This window comes from Salinibacillus aidingensis, assembly GCF_055393355.1.
The window spans coordinates 3248207-3270268 of record NZ_AP043759.1 but is presented as its reverse complement, the minus strand read 5'-3'; the positions used below and the strand labels follow the sequence as shown (position 1 = coordinate 3270268).

Here is a 22062-nt window from a genome sequence, read left to right as displayed (position 1 = left end):
TTTTTGTCTGTCCGGGAATATAAAAAAGAGTATTTTGGGAAAATAATCAGGCGAGGTCACGTCTGTCTCGAAATCATCATTATTAATCATTGAATCGCCATTTATCGGACAAACTATAAATCAGAATCGTCAACAATCCTGGTAAAAAGTGGTGGGATAAATGGAAAACATGGTCTTATTAAGTATTGTCGTCATAATCGCTTTAGGAATTTTCTCTCAGTGGCTGGCGTGGCGCATTCAATGGCCATCGATTGTGATCATGTCGATTGCAGGACTTATCATTGGACCTGTCTTCCTTCTGGTTAATCCGGAACAGGCCCTTGGGGATTTATACAGTCCGATTGTGTCACTTGCGGTTGCCATTGTATTGTTTGAGGGCAGTTCAAGTCTTGATATTCGTGAGGTTAAAAACATCTCAAAATCCGTTTTTCGAGTGGTAACCCTGGGAGCGTTTTTAGCCTGGATTGCAGGGGCTGTGGCTGCTCACTATATTGCCGGATTAAGCTGGGCCGTTTCTTTTGTTATCGGTGGTTTGTTCATTGTGACCGGTCCTACGGTAATTATTCCTTTGCTACGTCAGGCCAAATTAGACCCGAGGGTGGCTGCTGTCCTGAAGTGGGAAGGAATCATTATTGACCCGATTGGCCCTCTGCTGGCTCTGTTTGCCTATGAGGTCATTAAGGTGATTGGCTCGGCAGAAGCAGGCCTGGGTTATCTGCTTACGTTCTTTTTAGGAGCACTGGTTGCAGGTCTGATTGGCTATGTTCTCGGTATCCTGGTAAGTGTGCTGGCAGGAAAAGGACTATTTCCGGAATATTTAAAATCACCCATTATTCTCTCTTTCGTTCTCCTCTGCTTTAGCCTTGGTGAAATGATTGAGCATGAAACGGGAATGCTGTCCGTTACCGTTATGGGTCTTACGATCGCCAGAAAACAAAAGTATGTGTCATCGATTGGAAATATTGGTCATTTTATTGAAAACATATCGGTCATTTTAACGTCAACCATCTTTATTCTTTTAACCTCTTCTTTATCAAGAGAAACCATTGGCCAGATTTTTACGCTGCCTATCCTTGGCTATGTAGCCATTATGCTGTTTGTGGTAAGACCCTTGTCCATCTGGCTATCGACAATTGGAACTGAGTTAACGATTAAAGAAAAAACGTTGATTGGCTGGATTGCACCGAGAGGAATTGTGGCTTTAACCGTTTCCAGCTATTTTGCTTCTATTCTTTTAGAAGATGGGTTTGAAGATGCGGCGATCCTGACAGCTCTGACCTTTGCGCTGGTGTTTATAACAGTATGTGTTCATGGATTCAGCCTGGGACCTCTGGCTAAAAAGCTGGATTTGGCCAATAACGATGTACCTGGAGTTTTATTGGTAGGAGCAAGTGAGTTTTCCTTTGCTTTTGCCAAACATCTAAAAAAGATGGAAATTCCTGTTCTGATTGTGGATCACACTTTTCATCACTATATAAAAGCACAGGAGTACGATATTGATGTTTATTATGGCGAAATTTTATCCGAACACATGAAATATGAAGTAGATTTAACTCCTTATGAGTACATCTTATCGCTGACGGAGGACCCTGCGTATAATGCCCTTGTCTGTCAGTCCTTTATTCCGGAATTTGGCTATCAGCATACATTCACCTTGCCTTCTAAAGGGCGCGGGGCCGAACAAAAAGATATTCCACCTGCCCATAAACCGAATATCCTGTTTGGAGAAGATGAAGCATTTGAAGTGCTGAATCGAAAAATACGAGAGGGGTACACCTTTCAGACGGTTGATCTGGAAGTAGAAGAAAAGCAGACAATGAAAAAGGAAGACCTGTCCGTACCTGTGGAAGGCAACTGGCTGTTTATCAGGAGGGAAAATGAAGAACTTACCTTCATTACTTTAAAGGAGAAAATTACGGTTGAACAAGGAGATCAGCTGGTGGTGCTGAGTAAGGAAGAGACAGAATAAAATGAAAACGAGTTTTAGTTGCCCATGCTCAGGAATGATAGGGTTGAGCATGGGCTTTATCACGCATTAAATGGCCGTAATCCCCCACTGATGGAAGTTTCACTTTACTTTGTATTGACGATAAAATTCCAAATAAAAATGTTTAAAATTTTGTATACAAATCCCATTGAAAAACCAATCCATAGCCATTATAATGTCCATTATATATATACGATTGTTCTCTTATGAAGGACTGAGATTCATTTAAGTGATAGATTCTAAAAGACGAATTCGGGGAGGCAGAGGCAGACCATGAATAAGGTAAAAATTGGCTTAATGGGTATGGGAACAGTTGGCACAGGTGTTTATCGTCTGATTGAAGGTCATCAGGATGATCTCGTAAAACAGACCGGAATGGAGATTGGAATCGGACGTATTTTAGTCCAGAATCGTGAAAAGAAAAGGACCATTGATATTGATCAGGATTTATTAACAGAGGATCCCTATACGGTTCTTCAGGATCCGGACGTTGATGTCATTGTAGAAGTCATGGGTGGCGTGGACCAGACAAGAGAATATGTACTCGCTGCCCTTGAGCAGGGAAAGCATGTGGTGACGGCCAATAAAGATCTGATGGCGGTTCATGGAGGTGAGCTTCTGGAAACGGCAGCTAAGCATGGCTGTGACCTGTTTTATGAAGCCAGTGTCGCGGGCGGAATTCCGATTCTCAGGGCTCTGGTAGAAGGCTTTTCCTCCGATCGGATTACAAAAATGATGGGCATTGTGAATGGGACATCCAATTACATGCTGACCAAAATGAGCCAGGAGGATGAATCCTATGAATCTGCCTTAAAAGAAGCTCAGGATCTCGGATATGCCGAGGCGAACCCGATTTCTGATGTGGGCGGTCTGGATGCCGCACGCAAGATGTCCATTCTAAGTACGTTAGGCTTTCATGTCGGGATGAATTTAGATGAAGTCGAATGTAAAGGGATGGAAGACGTCACTTTGAATGATATTAAATATGCCCAGGATCTAGGCTATGTAATTAAATTAATCGGCATTGCCAAGCAGGATGATGAACGGATTGAAGTCAGTGTAGAGCCTGCAATGATCAAAGATTCTCATCCACTTGCGTCAGTAAATGGTGTCTTTAATGCGGTGTACGTATATGGAGAAGCGGTCGGCGAGACGATGTTTTATGGACCTGGCGCGGGCGAGTTGCCAACTGCCAATGCTATTGTCTCTGATTTGGTTACAGTTGTAAAAAATATGAAGCTCGGTGTCAGTGGACGGGGAATGGTTGCCCCATACCGGGAGAAAAAGCTCAAAACGGATGACGAAATTTTTGCCAAGTACTTTTTACGTCTGGTTGTTGATGACCAAAGCGGTGTTTTGGCTCAAATTACTAAGAGGCTTGCCGCTTATGAAGTCAGCATCGAGCAGGTTATTCAAAAACCGCATGAGCTGGAACATAAAGCTGAACTGATTATTGTAACCCATCAGTCATCCAAGAGCAGCATCCACAAGGTATTAAAGGAATTCGACGGGCTGGAGCATATCGACACGATTAAGAGTTATTATCGTGTGGAGACGAATGAATAATATTGTATAGGCCATTCCTCTCTTGAGGGGTGGTTTTTTTGTGGGTTTCAATGGGGGAATGGCTCAGTGGTTTGGCTTAATTATTGTTAAATAATTTTCAAAACAGGATAAAAAATTTTCGAAACAGGGATCAATTGCAGTTTTGCCGGCATGAAAAATCAAAAATCAACCATCTGCTTAATTATTTAAAATTGCGATTAATTTTAAACAAAATAACTTCCAAACTGAACAAAACCACAACGATAATACAGCAGAATCCAAAGCTAACACCACTCCAAATGATAGAAATCGAACTTTATTATATGATAGAGGGAAGGAGGCGATTGCATGCGTACGGAAATTAACGGAAATCAACTGGAGCTGATGACAGGTGATATTACCAGACAGCAAACCGATGCCATTGTTAATGCGGCGAATGGCTCTCTCTTAGGTGGCGGTGGTGTGGATGGTGCCATACACCGTGCGGCCGGGCCGGAACTTCTTAAGGAATGCAAACAAATCAGGAAAGAGCTTTTACATAACGAATATTTACCGACTGGAGAAGCAGTACTCACCAAAGGCTATCAGCTGCCGGCCAGCTATGTAATTCATACAGTTGGTCCGGTATGGAATAACAGCGGAAGTGAACCTGGACTCCTGGCGAATTGCTATCTGAGTTCCCTCGAGCTTGCGAAAGAAAAGAATCTTAGCAGTATTTCTTTCCCATCGATTTCAACGGGAGTTTATGGTTATCCAATTGAAAAGGCGGCTCAGGTTGCGCTGCAGACAATCACTGAATTTTTACAGAATCATCATTTTGGCAAAGTGGTTATGACCTTATTTTCGGAGCAGGATTACGAGGTTTACAGTCAAGCCCTAAAGCGGGTTATTTCCGTTTAACTCCGTTATATTTGACATCTGTCTGACATCTTTCCATGATAGGATTAGAGAAATCGTGCGTTACTTTGGAGATGATACGGAATGACTCGGATTTTAATTGTTGAAGATGAATATCCTATAAGTCAGGTTTTGCGGGCGTATTTACAAAAGGCCGGGTTTGATACGGAACAGGTCTATAGCGGGGACGAGGTTCTGGACACGTTTGCCCGGTTCAATCCCTCATTGGCGCTCCTGGATATTATGCTGCCTGAAAAAGACGGATGGGAGATTTTAAAGGAAATCCGGGAAAAAAGCAGCTGTCCGGTTATTATGTTAACGGCATTAGGTGAGGTCAATGATCGGCTGACAGGGTTAAACGAGGGGGCGGATGATTATATTTCGAAGCCTTTTGTCGGTGATGAGGTGGTTGCCCGTGTCAAAGCCGTTCTCCGCCGGACAGAGGCTCAGGATTCCACCGTCCAGCAGTTTGGACAGCTGAAAATTGACCTTGATGCACATCGGGTCTGGCTGCAGGACGAGGAAATTGCGCTGCGGCCTCGGGATTTATCCCTGCTGCTTTTTCTGGCCGAGCATCCGAACAAGACGTTTACAAGGGAGCAGTTGATTGAACAGGTGTGGGGATTTGATTATGATGGCAGTGATCGCGCGGTTGATTTAGCCATTAAACGCCTGAGGAAGGCTTTAAAAGACTGGCCTGATGATGAAGGAGAAATCCGTACACTGCGGGGATTGGGGTATCAGTTAAGTGTTTATGAAAAATAACAAAAAGCGAATCCCTCTACAGCGGTACTGGACAACCCGCTATCTTTATACACTTGCTGTCGGACTGCTTGTGGTTGCGGTGATTTCCGCGATTTGGATCAGGCACCAGACTTTTGAAAGCCGGATTAATATCATGAATTTTATGGCTCAGGAAATTTCGAATCGTTTTGTGAATGATGAGCCTGTTCGTCCCGAGGAAGATGTGCGCAAATTTTTAGAGGAACGGGGCCAGTTTTCCAATATGGAGAGCAATCCTTACATCTATATTGTGAACACTGAGGGTGTGATTCTTTCAAGCAACCGCCCGCAGAGTCCGTATGAACAACGGATCAATCCAACTGTATTAAATAATGAAAAACAGGTGCAGAAGTTAACCACAGATGAAGGGGGCAGTCTGTACCTCGTTAAACAGCCCATCCAAGTAGGCTCTGTGTTATTTGGCTGGGTGGTCGTCATGGAAACAGAGGATAACCTGTACCACGTCAATCAGGAGTATCAGCAGCTGTTCATTATCATTGCTGTATTGGCTCTCATGGGCTGGGCCGCGATTTACTTCCTGTCAAAAAGGTTATCCAGGCCGATTAAGGATGTTGCAAAGGCAGCAAGGCAGGTGCAGGAGGGTAACTATAATATTCAGCTGCCCTCTGAGGCGCGGGAAGAGGAAGTATACGAGCTTGTGCATTCCTTTAAAGAGATGTCACAGCAGCTGCAAAAACTGGAAGGGCTCCGCTCGGAATTACTGGCCGGAGTTACCCATGAATTAAAAACTCCGATCACCTCTGTCAGCGGCTTGCTGCAGGCGGTGAAGGATGATGTGGTAAGCGGGGAGGAAGCGAAGGAATTTCTGGATATATCATTAAAAGAGACCACAAAAATGAAAAAGATGGTGGAGGACTTATTGGCTTTTAACTCCTTCGTGGCTAATGCAGTGCCGATGACGTTTGAAACCCATTCTGTTCATAAGCTGGTTCAGGAAACGATTCATCAGTGGGAAATGACTCAGGATGATCAGCGTCCGGACATTTCCATCTCACTGCCCGAACAGGAACTGCAGGTGCGAGTGGATTCTGTCCGTTTTCAGCAGATTATTACCAACCTGCTCAACAATGCGAACCAGGCGATGGAGGCAACCGGTCAGATTAGCGTTTCGGTTAAAGAAGAGCCTGAATGTGTTCACATTGATGTACAGGATACAGGAACAGGCATCCCCGAGGAGGAACAGGCTTTTATTTTTGAACGCTTTTATCGGGGAGAAGGGAAAAAGTATAAAGTAGGCGGACTGGGGCTGGGGCTTCCGTTTAGTAAAATGATCGCCCAAGCGATGGACGGTGACTTAGAGCTATTAAGCAGCTCAGAATCAGGGACGACTTTTCGCTTTACATTACCTAAAGAGAAATAAGCAGTCCAATCAATGTAAAAATTGGACTGCTTTTTTTTAATGATTTACCATGGTTTACATAGGAATGATAAATAACGATTAAAAGAGGATGCAGGTATGAAAAAATTATTGCTCGTGGGTGGCGGACACGCACATTTGCACGTCATTAAAAAACTAAAAGATCATCCTATAGCCGATGCAGACGTCACAGTCATTTCACCTTCGCAGTTTCAGTACTTTTCAGGTAAGTTTGGCGCATATGCGGAAGGGCTGCTTGATAAAAGTGAAATTAGCATTAATGTAGAAACTTTAGCCAAAAACAGTAAGATTAATTGGGTGCAGGGAGCGGTTACTTCCATTGATCCCAAGCAGAAGATGGTCTTAACATCAACCGGAGATGTTCTTTCTTTTGATGCTATTTCTTTTAATATAGGTTCATTAACAGCTGGTACAGATCTTCCGGGAGTCGTCGAATATGCCTATCGGATAAAACCTAATTATCATTTTGTCGATGCGATAAATGAATGTCGCCAAACAGATAAAGTCGTCATCGTCGGCGGTGGTGCTGCGGCGATTGAAATCAGCTTGTCATTACAGACCTGGCGAAAAAAGAATTATGTGAACACTCCCGTAACGCTCATAAGTCCGGACCGGTTACTTCAGGATAAGAGTCATAAGATATCAGATAAAATAGAGAAAATCGTTGTTCAAAAAGATATAAACCTTATAAAAAATGAAGAAGTCACCAGTGTAAAACATCATAAAATCATGACATCGTTACATAACGAGATCTATTTTGATAAGTTGCTTTGGTTAACGGGCCCAAAAGCTCCTGGGTTATTTAGCACATCAAAATTACCTGTAGACGATCAAGGTTATTTAAAGGTTGAGGATACACTTCAGGTTAAAAAATACCCCTTTATGTTTGGAGCAGGAGATTGTGTATCACTCGAGAACGATTCAAATATTGACGAGGGTGCAGTGTCTGCCGTTAAACAGGGACCCATCCTTTTCAAGAACTTAAAAGGATTTTTTGAGACAGGAGAAGGAGAACTGTACACGCCGCAGAAAAATGGTTTGTCCATGATGTCACTGGGTGATAAAGAAGGATTTTTAAATTATAAGGAACATTTGATTACCGGGCGATTGGCCTGGCATTTGAAAAATTGGGTGGATACGCGTTATATCAGGGAATATAAAGATTAAGGATTGATAGGGGACATCAAATGGTTAGAAGAGGTTGAGGGAAAAGATCTCTCGACTATTCAGTGAGAATTCAGTGAGACATTGACTCTTTAAAAAGGAACTAATTTCATTTTCTTTTTGACCAAAATCAGGTATACTAAAAATAGAAGTTCATATAATATAAAACCGTAGACGCAGTAACGTCTACGGCACAATAGACCGAACCCCAACAAGAGGGGCGGCGCAGGAGTGAAAATAATCCCTCAATTGCCCATCAAGCACATGAGGGGTTATTTTTTATGGTCAGACATCATGAACGCAACTAACATCCCAAAGGATATCATAAGCGTTAAGACATTTGTCGTGTCCATAGGCATCACCTCCCTTCTTGGAAATATCCAAAAAGGTGAATCGGTGCGCCACCCCTCATGCGAAGCCAGTCTATTATTATACTGAGTATAACATGTATTTGTATTGAATTGGGAGTTTATCGGTATTTTAGTCATAGATGAACAGATTATTAGAGTTTGTTTCTAATATTGATTTTAAAACGATATTTTAAGATCAAAAGGAAGTTTTAAGTATTGCCTGTACAGAAGTTATAGCTGATTTCCCGTAAGGATCTCCAAATTTGTGCAAAATAGGAATAACATTTATTTTCTCTTTTAAGACATAAGAGTATCATTAATGGTCTTTTATTTTTGGGGGTAATTTTCATAATATTATGTTAAAATTGAATTTAATAGCAATAAATAGGAAGAGTGGGGATTATTTTGATTTTACATACTGAAGTTTTTGGGGATGGAGAACCTATTGTATTTCTTCATACTGGATTGCAAACTGGTTTGACGGATTTCGAATATCAGAGAGAACATTTTAAAGATAAATATAAAGTTGTTCTTCCTGATTTGCGTGGCCATGGAAAATCAGTAGAAGGTGACTTTTCCAATTTTTTTGAGGACTCGGCAGAAGATATAGCCGAAACCCTTATCCATTTAGGAGTGGAATCTGCACATATTGCAGGGTGTTCATTAGGAGCTTTAGTAGGATTGTTTTTTGCAAAAAGGTTTCCTTATAAAGTAAAAAGTTTAGCGATTTCAGGTGTTATACCTGAAAGACCAGATAATTGGTTGGAACTCCTTAAAGAAGATATTGAACACCAGGCTCAATTATTACAAAATGATGAAGTGGTAAGTTACTTTGATCATTTACATAAGTCTAACTGGAAAGAGTCCCTCAAGTTTGTTAAAGATGAAAATTGGTACCCATTTGAAGAAACAAAAGATTTGGATGGAATTGATTCTCCTATTCTGTATATAGTTGGTGAAGAGAAAGAGGCTGAAACAAAAGGTGCATTATTATATCCCTCAATAAAAGATGACGTTCACGTATCTATCGTTCCTTTTGCATCACACTTGGTTCATACAGAACAACCAGATATCTATACGAAAATATTAGAAAGATTTATTAGTGAGGTTAAAAAGTAAATATTCTTCCTTATGTAATGAAGCTGTTCTTCAGAAGTTGGAGAATGGTTTTTTGTTTTGATTAAGAGCATAATGCTTTATTTAAGAGCAATTTAATTTTTTGCGTTAACAGGTGTGATCATTGATCAAGCAAACCTAACAAGAGGAATATCTGAAAAAGATTACCATCGAAAACCGATGAATATTGCTAACATACTTGAATGAGTATATGTATATGTTAAGTGAGATCATGAGATTTTAACCCTTACTTAAATTCTGCTTTTAATAACTCCTCTTAGTAACACCCACCCTATAGCTGTTCAGCCTCTATATTTTAGTGCTTTAAAGCAATGAGGGACAGTCACCGGAAATATTTCTGTAACAAATCGGTTGTTCATGTTACGAATGTAGTGAAAGGGAATATATTCTATAATTTTTCTGTCAGGTCTTTTTGATAAGGAGTAGCATTATGGAGCTGGAGGAGCTTTACAAAGATATCTATCCGAATATATATGCGTTTTTTTACGTGAAGACTAGTAATCGGCAGGTGGCTGAGGACTTGACGCAGGAGGTTTTCTTTCAGGCGATGAAAAACGCTCATACCTTTTCCAAGGAGTCAACAGTTCAGACCTGGCTATTTGCGATTGCCAAGAATCGGTTGAAGAATTTTTATCGCAGTAAAACGTATCAGGATCATCTACTAAAAAAGCTCCCCAGAGAAGAGTGGGACACGGATACCCCAGAGGCCAGGCTGATAGAAAAGGAAGCACAAAACAGTCTGATTGAAGCGATTCATCAGTTGGAGGAGCTGCCAAAGGAAATTGTCACCTTACGCGTATATGGTGAATTATCTTTTAAAGAAATTGCGGCCTTAGTGGATAAAAGTGAAAACTATACGCGCATTATTTTCCATCGGGCTAAGCTCAAAATTAAAAAGGAATTGGATGATAATTATGGATAACGATGTTCGGCATATCGTGATTGACCTGCTCCCCTTTTATCAGGAAGGGCTGCTGAGTAAAGAGACAACCGAATGGCTGGAGAAGCAGATGGAGGAAAATGAAGAATACCGGAAACTCGCTCAAACCATCCAGAACCCATTGGAAAAAGAAGAAATTCCAACAACCACAGAAATAGAGCGGGATAAGGTGTTTAAAAAGATTCATCGTAAGCTTTCTCTGTACCAGATTATCTTTGTCGCACTGTCGTTTCTGCTGGCGATTCAGACATCCTTGCTGAATGACAGCTATGAATTCATTCTCTGGTACACACTTTTAGGTTTTTTGGTGTATCTGTTTTATTCCGATATGAAAATGTCTTTCTACTTTTCGTTTATCCCCATCTTTATCTGGTCCATAGTTGAAGGGATATCCGATTATATGGAGGGGCATATTGATCCCCAGGTATCTCTGTTTACGTATGGATTTGATATTTTTCAAATGGCCATTTTGGTATCGATCATTCACTATGTATTTGCTTTGATTGGAAGTGTTATCGGACTTTTAACCAGAAAGCTGCGGGCAAAGGAGAATGGCTCATGAATAAGAAAAAACTATTATGGAGCATTTTGCTGGTGCTGTTAGTCGGAATTGTCCTCTATGCCTACAATCTCTTTAACGGAAATCCCCTCAGTCAATACGTGTCCCGCCAAGTTCTTGAAGACTATTTGACCGAAACCTATCCGGAGAAAGAGTTTCGAATCAAAGAAGGATCTTATAGTTTTAAATTTAGCGAATATGTATATCCTGTTACAGAAATTGGGACGGCCGATAAAGAGGGGAAAGCCAGGGATTACTCATTTAAAGTCAGGGGCTTTTTGAACCCGAGAGTCCAGTGGGATGGTTATTATTACGAGCATTTGGACCAGTCATTAGGGAAGCAGTTAACTCGGCAGGCGGAAAACGAACTGACAACATTGCTGTCCAGCCGGATTGACTCTATTAAAAACGTCGGAGTTCAAATAGAGGTGTTAAAAGGGACCTTTAAAGAAGATGTAACTTGGAGTAAAAGTTTAAACCTGGAAAAACCGATGGATGTTTTTGTGCAGCTGGATTCAACCGAGCAGGCCAAAAAGGATTTTTACAATGCAGCCCGAAAGATTGAGCGTATTCTGAATGAAAATGGCTATGAATATACGTCTGTGTTGTTTAACGGAAGTGGCTTTGACAGGGAAGGGGCAAAAGCTGAAACACGTGGATATCTTAAATATTCCGTAAAAATAATCAAAGGTGAACCCATTGATGGAAGTGATGTTGAGGAGCATAATCAGAATTTAGAATAGATTTTAAGGAGCAGTTAACCTCAGCCTGCTCCTTTTTTAATGTGAAAAATTTTGTCTCTGACATCTGTCTGACACATTCGCGCTTTATAGTAAAAGTATAGAAAGATAAACCAATTCATCATTACGATATAAAGAGGTGATCAGGCATGATGGATGAACACGAAAAAGATCAGGAACAGAAGCTCGAACAGAATAGTGAACAAGAATCAACAGAAGGTGAACAGGAAAAAGCTGAACAACCACCAGAACAGCAATCAGTAAATCAACCAAATAAAGAAAAGCCGAAAAGAGGCTCAAGGCTGAAAAGTATGCTTATGACGGTATCAGCCGGAATGATCGGCTCTGTTTTAACATTAACTGCAGTTACACAGGTAGATGGTCTTGAACAGTGGATCACTGGCAATAATCAGGAGGCCGTACAAGAGGAAGCGGCTGGATCCAGTGAAAGTACTTCGGCTTCTGCCTCACCGAATGTGCAGCAGATAAATGCAACTGGATCATCCGTAACCGACATTGTTGATCAGGCCTCTGAAGCAATTGTTGGAGTGGTCAATATTTCCAAACAAAACCATCCATTTCTGCAAAATGCCCAGCAGCAAAAAACAGGAACAGGCTCTGGGGTGATTTACAAGGTGACGGACAATGCGGCTTACATTGTCACCAACAATCACGTAGTGGAAGGAGCCAATGAGATTGAGGTCACCTTACACAATGACAAAACGAAAACAGCAGAACTGGTAGGAAGAGACGCTTTAACAGATACCGCAGTATTAAAAATATCTGGAGAATTTGATATTAAACCTCTGTCATTTGGCGACTCAGACTCCCTCCAAACAGGTGAACAGGTAATTGCGATTGGAAACCCGCTTGGCTTAGAGCTTTCCAGAACGGTGACTCAAGGAATTGTCAGTGCCGTTGACCGCAGTATTACGGTAAACACTTCAGCGGGTGAATGGGATTTAGAAGTGATCCAGACCGACGCGGCCATTAACCCTGGAAACAGCGGTGGAGCCCTAATCGACAGCAATGGAAAACTGGTCGGAATCAACAGCTTGAAAATCTCCAATCAAAACGTTGAAGGCTTAGGCTTTGCCATTCCAAGTAACAAAGTTCAATCGATTGTGGATGAACTCATGAAGAATGGCAAGGTAGAGCGTCCATACTTAGGCGTGAAGCTGTTAAATGTAAATGAAATCCCATCTGTTTATCGGCAGAAAGAATCCATCGAGGTTAATCAGGGTGTCATTATTGCCGGCGTACAACCGAACACACCTGCAGCCAAAGCCGGATTGCAAAAAGAAGATATCATTGTAGCTGTCGATGGAGAGAAAATTACCGATGTCGGTGATCTGCGCAAGTACCTCTATTCCGAGCATTCCATTGGCGATGAGGTCACAATAGAAGTGAACAGAGGAGGAGAGATGCAGAAAGTTGATCTGACACTAACAAGTAATGAACAGCAATAAAAAATAACATTGACCCCCCTATTTTAAACGTCTGGATATCCAGACGTTATTTTTTTATGTGATCTCCGGGATAAAATTATAGGTATATGACAAGAAGGTATTTCAAAATTTTACAACAATAATTGGATATATATGTTAAAATTACGGGAAAGATTGATGTTGAACTAAAGGGCAGTAGAGTTGAAGAAAAATACCTTAGAAAAAAGATAAACTATTTCGACTGGAGTTGATAATAAATAATGATAGTAATGATAAACGGTGCTTTTGGAGTGGGAAAAACTACAATATCTAATGAACTTCTTAAAGTTATTGAAAATAGTATGTTATATGACCCTGAAGAAGTAGGCTATATGTTAAGAAATGTTTTACCTGAAGAAATAAAACGACTTGAAGCAGAAACAGGAGATTTTCAAGACTTACAACTATGGAAAGAGATAACAGTTAAGGTAGCAAGATTTATAATATCAAAATATAACGTTAACTTAATTGTACCTATGACTATTAGAAAGCCCGAATACTTTAACTATATATTTAATGGCTTTAACAGCATTGATAGCAATACATACCACTTCTGTTTAACAGCAAGTAAGGAGACTATTTATGATAGGTTGAGGGGACGTGGAGAAGAAGAAGGAAATTGGTGTTTTAAACAAACTGATAAGTGTTTAAAAGCATATAATGATTACAATTTTGGAGAGTACATAGAGACAGAGAATGTTAGTGTTAATGCGATTGTTGATACTGTAAGGAAAAAGTTAAATTTTCTTTAAATATATATGTTATTCAACAAACGGGGGCAAGAGTTTAAGAACGATTGAATTGACTGTTGCCCTATTTCTGTTTGGACTAACGTTGAAGTAGAGTTACATATTAGAAGTAATAATAGGGAGGATGCTGTATGAATAAGTTAAAGTTAACGGGTGGCTTGTCTTTAATAAGTATTTGCTGTATTCGGTGCTATTACACCAATTTTATCCAGAACAATATGGATAAGAAGCAGATGAATACAACAAGGGCTATGTAATTTTTTTAAGTGCAAGGGGGCACCAATATGTTCAGGGAAATCATAAAATTTCCTTTATTATTTTTTGCAGTATCAATGATTTGGCAGCTTATTTTTGATAAAGAGATTATGTGGATCGATAATCTAGGTATAAGTTTTATAATGTTCTTATTTATTCTAATCTATAATTGGTCTAAAGTACCGTATAAATGGAAGAAAGATAATGGTGACAAATAATAGATTTTCCACTTATGGACTGGTCTTGCTAAAATAAGAGAGGTTTCTGTTCTATCTGCACTAATTCTTTCTTTATCATTAGCTTTTTTTCGAATATACGCCTGTAGCAGCAACAAGCTGGGGTAGGTTATTTCTCTTATACAGGACTATTTTTCATATATTTGAATTACTCGTTGCCTGTATATTTAATAGTCGGGAGTCTCTACTCTTATTTTGCAGATCTATATTTTAGCCGAATTCAGTTTCGTAATAAACTTCGGATTTATTATTGTAATCATTGGCTTATTCAAGAATGATAGAAATAAAAAATTATAGATAAGTTACTCACTTTAAGAGTGGATGGTTTGCCCCAGAAGAAAGTCTGATGGAGAAAGGGATTTTTTATGTTTATGTTGTTAATCGCCTTTGTATTTGGGATAGTTGCTGTGATTGCTACAGTATTAATAGATATCATTCAGGTCGAGAATCTGATAGCAAAATTTATCATCTATTTTTTATTTTTCTTCACTGCTCACTTAATTATAGGTAGAGTGGAAAGAAGAAAAAGTTAAATAAGGCGTGAATATCCAGAAACAAAGGATATCAAAGGCTGAATGGGGGGATAAATATGAAACGATTCAATAAAAAGTTTTGGTTCAAACTCATTTTGATACCGGCTTCAATAATCATCGCCGGCTATCTGTGTATTTTGCTGTTGATCCAAATCAAGCTGTACAACGTCAAACAGGAAGTATTGGATCATAACCCTGAAATAACATCCGTAGAAAGTATTGATCATTTAGGTGGGTGGGGAGAGTTCTTCAGGGAATATGTTCTAATTGTAAAAAAGGGAACGGGTACGAAATACAGAGTCTGGACATTTGGTGATGGTGAAATTACGGACGAGGTAATCATAAAATAAGGGTTTAAATAGCTGGGAGAAATGAAACAAAATTGACCTCTATCAATGTGTCATCTCTTTTATCTTTATATGCTAAAGATGAGGGGAAACTGGATAAGGAGGTCAAAAGATGAATATCAGATTACTGTTATTCATGGGTTTGTTTTCTTTTGCGTTTATTTTTCTCAGTTCATGCGGAGCAGGTGACTCCATCCACACTTCGGATGGCCCGGTTCCTATGCAGGATATAGAGTCATCGTCTGATGGATTAACCCTCTCATTTAGCAAAAGTACTTTTACGAAATCACCAGATGAAATAAAGATCTCCATTGAAAATGATACGAATAAGAAGTGCAAATATGGGACCTATTACAGTATAGAGCGGCTGCATCAGGATAAATGGTATCGTGTTGTTTATCCGGATGAGATATTTATAAATCACCCTGACTTTCATAATCTGGGATTATTATTAGAACCAGACAGTCAGGAAGACCAGACCTTTTCACTTAAACGTCTGGATATCAACCTCCCGCCTGGAACTTATCGGCTCGTAAAAACGCTGCTGTGTCCTGCAGTGGATGGAAAAGAGATTGCTTTGGCACGCTCTTTTCAAGTGGAGGAGAATTGAACAATGGACTGTTTATCACGCATGAACTGTCCGTACCCCCACCACTGCTGGAAGTTTCACTTTATACTCGAGCCGTATTTGCCTGAACGTGCGAATAGCGGCGATACAAGACAAAAGCAATAATGGATAAAAGGATGCCGGATATATACGGCAGACCTATGGAAACGGAATAGAGCAGTCCGCCCAGAGGAGGGCCGATCATTCGCCCCAGGGAATCCATCGATGACAGTACTCCTGTTGTATTGCCGTGTCCCATTTCCGATTGTTTTGTTAACAGAGATGAGACACTTGGACGAATCACTCCATTTCCCAATGCAAAAATCGTCAGAAACAAGGTAGCTGTGAAAAAATCCTTTACGAATAATATAAGGAAAAATCCAATTGCAGAGACAGCCGCTCCGATTTGAATCACAACCCCCTCCCCGAAGCGCTTCGTCATCTTTCCGACTAACCCACCCTGAACGATGGCTCCGGCAAGGCCCATAATCATAAAAATATAGCCTAAATCCACAGTACCGAGTCCGGCTGTTTCTGCCGCAAAATAGGCAAACGTTGCTTCTAATCCGGCCAGCGATAAAGTCATAATCAATTGAAGAATAAACAGAATGGACAGTGGACCTGTCAGTACTTTGAGTAAAGATAGGCGTTTTCGAGCTCCTGCACTTTCCTCGCTATGGTGAATGGATTCTTTAAGTACAAACAGAACAAAAAAGAAGGTGAGCAATGAGGAGGCTCCCGCCAAATAAAACGGAATCGTCAGGCTTGATTCGGAAAAAATTCCTCCAATTGCCGGACCGAAAATGAAGCCAAGTCCAACAGAGGCTCCAATGATCCCCATGCCTTTGCCCCGATCATCCTCTGAGGTAATATCAGCTACATAAGCCATAACGGTAGGCATGTTAGCTGAAGACAAAAACCCTCCTATGATCCTGGCAGCAAACAGCATCCATAACTGACTCGATAAAGCCATAAAGAAGAAGGATAGGGACAGTCCCAAAATGCCCACCATGATCACGGGTTTTCGGCCAATCCGATCCGAAATACGTCCCCACATTGGTGCAAAGAGCAGCTGCATCAACGAATACACCGCCATAAGCAGTCCCAGTTCTGTAGGGGATGCTCCTAATTCTTCTGCGTAAAAGGGTAAAACAGGTATGATAATGCCAAAGCCCACCATCACAAAAAACATGACAGCAAACAGGATTGGCAGTGCTTTTTTGGTTTCCAAGTCGGTCACTCCTATGACGATGATTGTCCTTTTATGATAATTCAAATCGTTTTAAAATGCGAATGTGAATGCCTTTCCTATTCTGTGTTCATCAGTGCAGCTCCCGGGGTCCTTCCGCTTTTCTGTCATCCCCTAATATTTTCTGCTATAGTTATATGAAAGGATAACATGTTGGGGTGAATGTATGAATTCTGGAGATATTTTAAAAAAGGTGCAGCAGCATGAGCCTTCTGTTTTAGGTAATGAACGTTTTTCGAAATCCTCTGTTTTACTGCCTCTTATTCGTAAAGATGACGATATTTATATCCTCTTTGAAGTCCGCTCTCATCAGCTAAACCGGCAGCCTGGTGAAATTTGTTTTCCCGGGGGCAGAATTGATAAAACCGATGATTCTGAACAGGCTGCGGCGATTCGGGAAACGACGGAGGAGCTGGGGATTGGTCAATCAGAAATTAAGGATGTGTATCCGCTTGATTACATGGTCTCTCCATTTGGAATGATTGTATATGCCCATGCCGGATGGATTGAGTCCTTAGACAACCTGAACCCGAATCCTGAAGAGGTGGAGGAGGTATTTATGGTACCGCTGACCTTTTTTATGGAAAATGAACCTGATGTTTATCACGTAGATGTGAAGGTTAAGCCGGAAGAAGGTTTTCCCTTTGAGTTAATCACAGGGGGTAAAAATTATAAGTGGCGGACGAGTAAAATAGATGAGTATTTTTACGTTTATGATCAAAAAGTGATATGGGGACTGACGGCAAAAATACTATCCCATTTTATTGAACTGATTCGTCGCTGATTTTCCAATTGAACGTCCCGAAATGAGACAAAATGCATATAATAAAACAGCATTTCAACAAGGGATGTGATATCAATGGGGTTGTATATGAATCAGTCCGGAAATCCGGGTGTCTATAAAAATCAAGGTGAACTTCATGAGCCTAACCAGACCTATTTACGCCGTGATTATCTCTCGGAGCTTATGGAAGAGCAAAAGATGGCGAATGAATCCATATTGCACTCTTTAAAACAGATAAAAGTACAGCACGAACAACAAAACCAGGCCCATTTACAGCAATGGAAAGGTCTGGACAGTGATATACAGGAGTTAAAGGAAGACCGGAAATCCAACGAAGCATTTCAGCAGCAGACCGTGGAAGAGCTCCAGCATATGGAACAGCAGTTTGAAGAGTTACTGAAACGTGCAGATACGGGTCACGGGAACAGTCAAAAGGTTTTGCAGCAGCTGGCGGAATTGGCTCAGAATCATCAGGGTTTGTCGGAGCAATTGGATACCTATGCATCAGCTAAGCATCAAATGGTTGAACAGCTTAAGGAAGTGGCCAGTGAACAGCAGAAGATGGCTCAGCAGATGTCAGAGCAGGATCAGAAGCAAAAGGATGTTGTGGATCGTTTAGAAAATCAGGAAGCCCTTACGGAAAAGGCCTTAATGCAATTAGATCATTTTCGATCGATTCTATATGAAAGGGCCAGTTATTTGGCAGAGAAAGTGGAAAATGGGTATAACCATACAGCTTCCTATTTTTATAAGTTGCTGACAGGGGACGATAAGCCTCTTACCCTCTGGACGATAACAGATAGCAAAGAGGAGAAGCGTAATTCTTCCGATGAGGCAACCAGGGAGAAATAGTCGTCCGCTGGAATACACAGTTTTGGTGCCATAAAAACAAATCATCTAATGTTCAGGAGTGCAGGCTGTGCCTCCTTTTCTATACTAATGATCAGTACGATTACTTTCCTCGCTTTTTCTTCTCTTTACGCGGCTTTTGCTGAGCCTTCTTTTCCTTTTTTCCTAGTAAAACCTGCTTGGCTTCTTCCCTGCTCTTCTTATGACTAAGTACATACAGCGTGTCCCCGGATTTAATAATGGAATTTCCGGTTGGAGTAATCAACGTTTCATCCCTTACGATTCCGATAATGAGTGTATCGTGGGGCAGAGTGATTTCGATTAAGGATTTGTCAACAGATGGTGACTTGTGAGTGACAATCAGCTTAATGATTTCCGAATCTGTATTGCCTAAATTGATCATATCCAGACTTGACGTATCAAAGTCATCATCATCACGTGTAAGCCTTAGTTTGTTTGCCAGCGGGGAAAGGGTACTTCCCTGAATTAAAGCGGAAAACAGGACAACGAAAAAGACGGCATTAAAGATTAACTGAGCATTTTCTACCCCGGTAATGATCGGATAGGTTGCCAGGACAATCGGAACGGCACCTTTTAGCCCGGCCCAGGAAATAAACAGCTGTTCTTTCACATTGTATTTAAAGAATAGCATACAGAGAAAAATTGCCAATGGTCGAGCTATAAACATGAGAATCAGAGCTAATAAAATTCCTTCCCAGATGACATCAACTAACTGACCCGGGAATACAAGGAGACCCAGGAAGATAAACATAATGATCTGCATCATCCAGGCAAACCCTTCATTAAAACGCACAATCGAAAAGCGATACATTAAATCACTGTTCCCGATAAAAACAGCCATTACATAGACAGCAAGAAACCCGCTTCCGCCAAAGACATCAGTCAGTCCATAGGTGAAAATCGCACTTCCCACAGCGAGGATAGGATACATCCCCGAGACGTCGAGCTTAATATTATTAATCACGGTTAAGCTGATTTTACCCAGAATTAACCCGAATAAGAGCCCAAGCCCCATTTGTAAGAAGAAGTCACCTACTGCCAGCCAGATGGACCGGTCAGGAATTTGAATTAATTCAATGAAAGCAATGGTTAAAAATACCGCCATCGGGTCGTTGGAGCCTGACTCAGCTTCTAATGTTGCGGTAAGCTTCCGTTTAATATTTTTATTACCAAGCACGGAAAATACCGCAGCAGCGTCTGTTGACCCGACAATGGAACCAAAGAGAAGCCCTTCCAGTAAAGAGAGGTTTAAAATATACATCGCCGCCAGTCCTGTGACGAAGCTGGTGACTAAAACGCCGGCTGTTGCCAATGTACCGGCACCACCTAGGACAGGGCGAATATGATCCCATTTGGTTTGGGTACCCCCTTCAAACAGGATAATAATAAGGGCCAGAATTCCAATAAACTGGGTTAATTCTACATTTTTAAAATAAAAAAACTGGTTTAACAGCATTCCTGCAAACAGGAACAGAACAAGAGAGGGTAAACCTAAACGAGATGAGAATTTTGTTGTTAAGACGCCAATAATTAGCATTAAGGAAAATAAAAAAATGATTGATTCAACGGTGATTTGCATGAGGAAAAATCCTTCCTGTCAAAGTTCCATAAATGACTCATTTATTATTTTACCGATAATGGAATGAGAACACCAAAAATAGCCTTTGTGGAATAAGATTATTCTATTTCATTTATCAAAAGTAGACATAATTTGTCATATAGTGGTACTATAGTCATAATTTATAAAATCCTTTAATGGGATAAATATAGTACGGGGTGTTGGTATATGTTATTGGATAAGGCAAAGAATCAGGCTATTTTAGTTTTATCAGCTGTCGTCTTAATTGCATCATTCATCGTTCACTTTTTACATCGGGTATTGAACGTATCAGAAGCCTGGGGATATGAAGCAGCGAACCAAATACCAATGGTTACAAATGCCATTTTAGTTATCCCGGTCATTTTATTCGTTGTTTCTGTCCTTTTATTTCGTAAACAAAAAAATCATTCCCAGTTGCCACTCTTTAACACACTTACAATTACATTTAGCAGTATTTCCATGATCGCTGGTGGAGAAGGCATGATTGAATATCACTTTTCGATTTTTATGGTCGTGGCCATGATCGGCTACTATGAAAGCATCCGTTTAATCACCATTATGACTGCTGTGTTTGCTGTGCAGCATTTAGCAGGCTTTTTCTTTATTAGTGAGTATGTTTTTGGAACGGAGGCATACCCGCTTTCGATGATTGTCATTCATGCTGTATTTTTAATAGGGACTTCAGGTGCTATAATCTGGCAGACACGATTAAAGCGGAAGTTAATAGCTGATCTGGACGAAAAGGAACAAAAAAATCAAATCCTGAGTGAGATTATAGATCAGTTGTCCACGAACTCAGAAAAAATAACCCGGTCATCAGCTGAACTCAAAGAAAATGCGACATCCAATCAAACTGCACTTAAAGAAATGGTGGCCAGTATTCAGGAAATATCCAGTGAAGCAGATACTCAACGGGAGCAAACCATGGACAGTTCACAGGTTATACAGGAGGTTGCATCCGGGATTGAACAGATTGCTCAGACCTCCTCTCAGGTATCAGCCGGGGCAAAACATACAACAGATAAAGTCAGTGAAGGAAACGGAATGATACAGAGAACGGTCCAGCAGATGAACGATATTAATCAGAGAGTGCATACATCCTCTGACAGTGTACAAGCCTTAAGCCACCGATCAAAAGAAATTGAAGAAATTGTGGAAATCATTACGGATATTGCCGACCAGACGAATCTATTAGCCTTAAATGCAGCCATTGAAGCAGCAAGAGCCGGAGAACATGGAAAGGGCTTTGCTGTGGTAGCGGATGAGGTACGAAAGCTTGCAGAACAATCAGGCACATCAGCTGGCAAAATTACCGAACTCGTTCATGCCATTCAAAAAGATACAAAAACGTCATCTGAAGCGATGGATCAGGTGACTACGGAAGTTAAAGAGGGACTGGAAGTTGTGCACAAGACAGGAGCAATATTTAATCAAATCCATACATCAGTAGAGGACGTTGCCAGTCAGATAAAGGAAATTTCTGCATCTGCTGAAGAGGTATCTACAGCTACGGAGCAGGCATCCTCTGCCATACAGGAAATGGCTTCCTTCGCACAGACTGCATCAGATCGTGCCCAGGAAGTTGCAGAATCATCAGGAACTCAGTTATCCTCCGTTGAATTCCTTTCAGACTTAATTGATACACTGGACCAGGTCACACATGAACTGAAAGGATTAATCACACAAACGGAAAAACTTCATGATTAAAAACAAGGGTGGACGTGGTCTCTTTAATTTCCAATCAGCAAATGGGCCATTTAATCATTTCCTATCCATAAAAAAACCTCCTGCTTAATAAAAGCAGGAGGTTTTTTTCATCGTATTAAAACAAAAGCGCTATAACC

At 40.7% G+C, this 22062-nt stretch carries 21 protein-coding genes; 19 read left to right on the top strand and 2 right to left on the bottom strand.

Annotated elements, in window-relative coordinates; translation table 11 throughout:
* Positions 1 to 160: 160 nt before the first annotated feature.
* The 16 genes from ACZ5OK_RS16760 (at position 161) to ACZ5OK_RS16685 (ending at position 15718) form a co-directional block, all read left to right on the top strand.
* Positions 161 to 1969 carry a cation:proton antiporter gene (locus ACZ5OK_RS16760; RefSeq protein WP_343838906.1) on the top strand — a complete coding sequence of 603 codons (1809 nt, stop codon included), beginning with the start codon at positions 161 to 163 and terminating at the stop codon, positions 1967 to 1969.
* A 291-nt stretch (positions 1970 to 2260) separates the two neighbouring features.
* Positions 2261 to 3553 (top strand): homoserine dehydrogenase, encoded by a 1293-nt coding sequence (locus ACZ5OK_RS16755; protein WP_343838904.1) that lies wholly within the window; start codon positions 2261 to 2263, stop codon positions 3551 to 3553.
* A 327-nt stretch (positions 3554 to 3880) separates the two neighbouring features.
* A complete protein-coding gene (locus ACZ5OK_RS16750) occupies positions 3881 to 4432 on the top strand; it encodes an O-acetyl-ADP-ribose deacetylase (protein ID WP_343838902.1) in 552 nt (183 codons plus the stop codon).
* Between the two features lie 81 nt (positions 4433 to 4513).
* A complete protein-coding gene (locus ACZ5OK_RS16745) occupies positions 4514 to 5194 on the top strand; it encodes a response regulator transcription factor (protein WP_343838900.1) in 681 nt (226 codons plus the stop codon).
* The gene (locus ACZ5OK_RS16740) at positions 5184 to 6593 is read left to right on the top strand and encodes a HAMP domain-containing sensor histidine kinase (RefSeq protein ID WP_343838898.1); all 1410 of its coding nucleotides are present in this window, start codon (positions 5184 to 5186) and stop codon (positions 6591 to 6593) included. The genes ACZ5OK_RS16745 and ACZ5OK_RS16740 overlap by 11 nt, the downstream gene beginning before the upstream one ends.
* A 96-nt stretch (positions 6594 to 6689) precedes the next feature.
* Positions 6690 to 7778 carry an NAD(P)/FAD-dependent oxidoreductase gene (locus ACZ5OK_RS16735; RefSeq protein ID WP_343838896.1) on the top strand — a complete coding sequence of 363 codons (1089 nt, stop codon included), beginning with the start codon at positions 6690 to 6692 and terminating at the stop codon, positions 7776 to 7778.
* Between the two features lie 740 nt (positions 7779 to 8518).
* Positions 8519 to 9244: an alpha/beta fold hydrolase gene (locus ACZ5OK_RS16730; RefSeq protein ID WP_343838894.1), complete on the top strand. Its 726-nt coding sequence runs from the start codon at positions 8519 to 8521 to the stop codon at positions 9242 to 9244.
* A gap of 448 nt (positions 9245 to 9692) precedes the next feature.
* Positions 9693 to 10184, top strand: coding sequence for an RNA polymerase sigma factor (locus ACZ5OK_RS16725; protein ID WP_343838892.1), 492 nt, complete (start codon positions 9693 to 9695; stop codon positions 10182 to 10184).
* Positions 10177 to 10764 (top strand): hypothetical protein, encoded by a 588-nt coding sequence (locus tag ACZ5OK_RS16720; protein ID WP_343838890.1) that lies wholly within the window; start codon positions 10177 to 10179, stop codon positions 10762 to 10764. The genes ACZ5OK_RS16725 and ACZ5OK_RS16720 overlap by 8 nt, the downstream gene beginning before the upstream one ends.
* A complete protein-coding gene (locus tag ACZ5OK_RS16715; protein WP_343838888.1) occupies positions 10761 to 11504 on the top strand; it encodes a YfjL-like protein in 744 nt (247 codons plus the stop codon). The genes ACZ5OK_RS16720 and ACZ5OK_RS16715 overlap by 4 nt, the downstream gene beginning before the upstream one ends.
* A gap of 146 nt (positions 11505 to 11650) precedes the next feature.
* Complete coding sequence (locus ACZ5OK_RS16710) at positions 11651 to 12970, top strand: S1C family serine protease (RefSeq protein WP_464758232.1); 1320 nt, start codon at positions 11651 to 11653, stop codon at positions 12968 to 12970.
* Positions 12971 to 13209: 239 nt separating this feature from the next.
* Complete coding sequence (locus ACZ5OK_RS16705; RefSeq protein WP_343838883.1) at positions 13210 to 13740, top strand: AAA family ATPase; 531 nt, start codon at positions 13210 to 13212, stop codon at positions 13738 to 13740.
* Between the two features lie 128 nt (positions 13741 to 13868).
* Complete coding sequence (locus ACZ5OK_RS16700) at positions 13869 to 13994, top strand: hypothetical protein (protein ID WP_343838881.1); 126 nt, start codon at positions 13869 to 13871, stop codon at positions 13992 to 13994.
* Between the two features lie 599 nt (positions 13995 to 14593).
* On the top strand, positions 14594 to 14761 hold the full coding sequence (locus ACZ5OK_RS16695; protein WP_343838879.1) for a hypothetical protein: 168 nt from the start codon (positions 14594 to 14596) through the stop codon (positions 14759 to 14761).
* A 56-nt stretch (positions 14762 to 14817) separates the two neighbouring features.
* Positions 14818 to 15111, top strand: coding sequence for a hypothetical protein (locus tag ACZ5OK_RS16690; RefSeq protein WP_343838877.1), 294 nt, complete (start codon positions 14818 to 14820; stop codon positions 15109 to 15111).
* 109 nt (positions 15112 to 15220) lie between these two features.
* Positions 15221 to 15718, top strand: coding sequence for an immunoglobulin-like domain-containing protein (locus ACZ5OK_RS16685; RefSeq protein WP_343838875.1), 498 nt, complete (start codon positions 15221 to 15223; stop codon positions 15716 to 15718).
* Between the two features lie 61 nt (positions 15719 to 15779).
* On the opposite strand, the gene ACZ5OK_RS16680 is transcribed toward ACZ5OK_RS16685, so the two are convergent.
* Positions 15780 to 16946 carry an MFS transporter gene (locus ACZ5OK_RS16680; RefSeq protein WP_343838873.1) on the bottom strand — a complete coding sequence of 389 codons (1167 nt, stop codon included), beginning with the start codon at positions 16944 to 16946 and terminating at the stop codon, positions 15780 to 15782.
* 184 nt (positions 16947 to 17130) lie between these two features.
* Here ACZ5OK_RS16680 and ACZ5OK_RS16675 point away from each other — a divergent pair, with 184 nt between their 5' ends.
* Both ACZ5OK_RS16675 and ACZ5OK_RS16670 read left to right on the top strand, forming a co-directional pair.
* Entirely contained in the window at positions 17131 to 17748 is a 618-nt protein-coding gene (locus ACZ5OK_RS16675; RefSeq protein WP_343838871.1) for an NUDIX hydrolase, read from the top strand.
* A gap of 75 nt (positions 17749 to 17823) precedes the next feature.
* Positions 17824 to 18600, top strand: coding sequence for a hypothetical protein (locus ACZ5OK_RS16670; RefSeq protein ID WP_343838869.1), 777 nt, complete (start codon positions 17824 to 17826; stop codon positions 18598 to 18600).
* Between the two features lie 100 nt (positions 18601 to 18700).
* On the opposite strand, the gene ACZ5OK_RS16665 is transcribed toward ACZ5OK_RS16670, so the two are convergent.
* Positions 18701 to 20197 (bottom strand): potassium/proton antiporter, encoded by a 1497-nt coding sequence (locus ACZ5OK_RS16665; RefSeq protein WP_343838867.1) that lies wholly within the window; start codon positions 20195 to 20197, stop codon positions 18701 to 18703.
* A 207-nt stretch (positions 20198 to 20404) separates the two neighbouring features.
* Here ACZ5OK_RS16665 and ACZ5OK_RS16660 point away from each other — a divergent pair, with 207 nt between their 5' ends.
* The gene (locus tag ACZ5OK_RS16660; RefSeq protein ID WP_343838865.1) at positions 20405 to 21925 is read left to right on the top strand and encodes a methyl-accepting chemotaxis protein; all 1521 of its coding nucleotides are present in this window, start codon (positions 20405 to 20407) and stop codon (positions 21923 to 21925) included.
* The last annotated feature ends 137 nt before the right edge of the window (positions 21926 to 22062 follow it).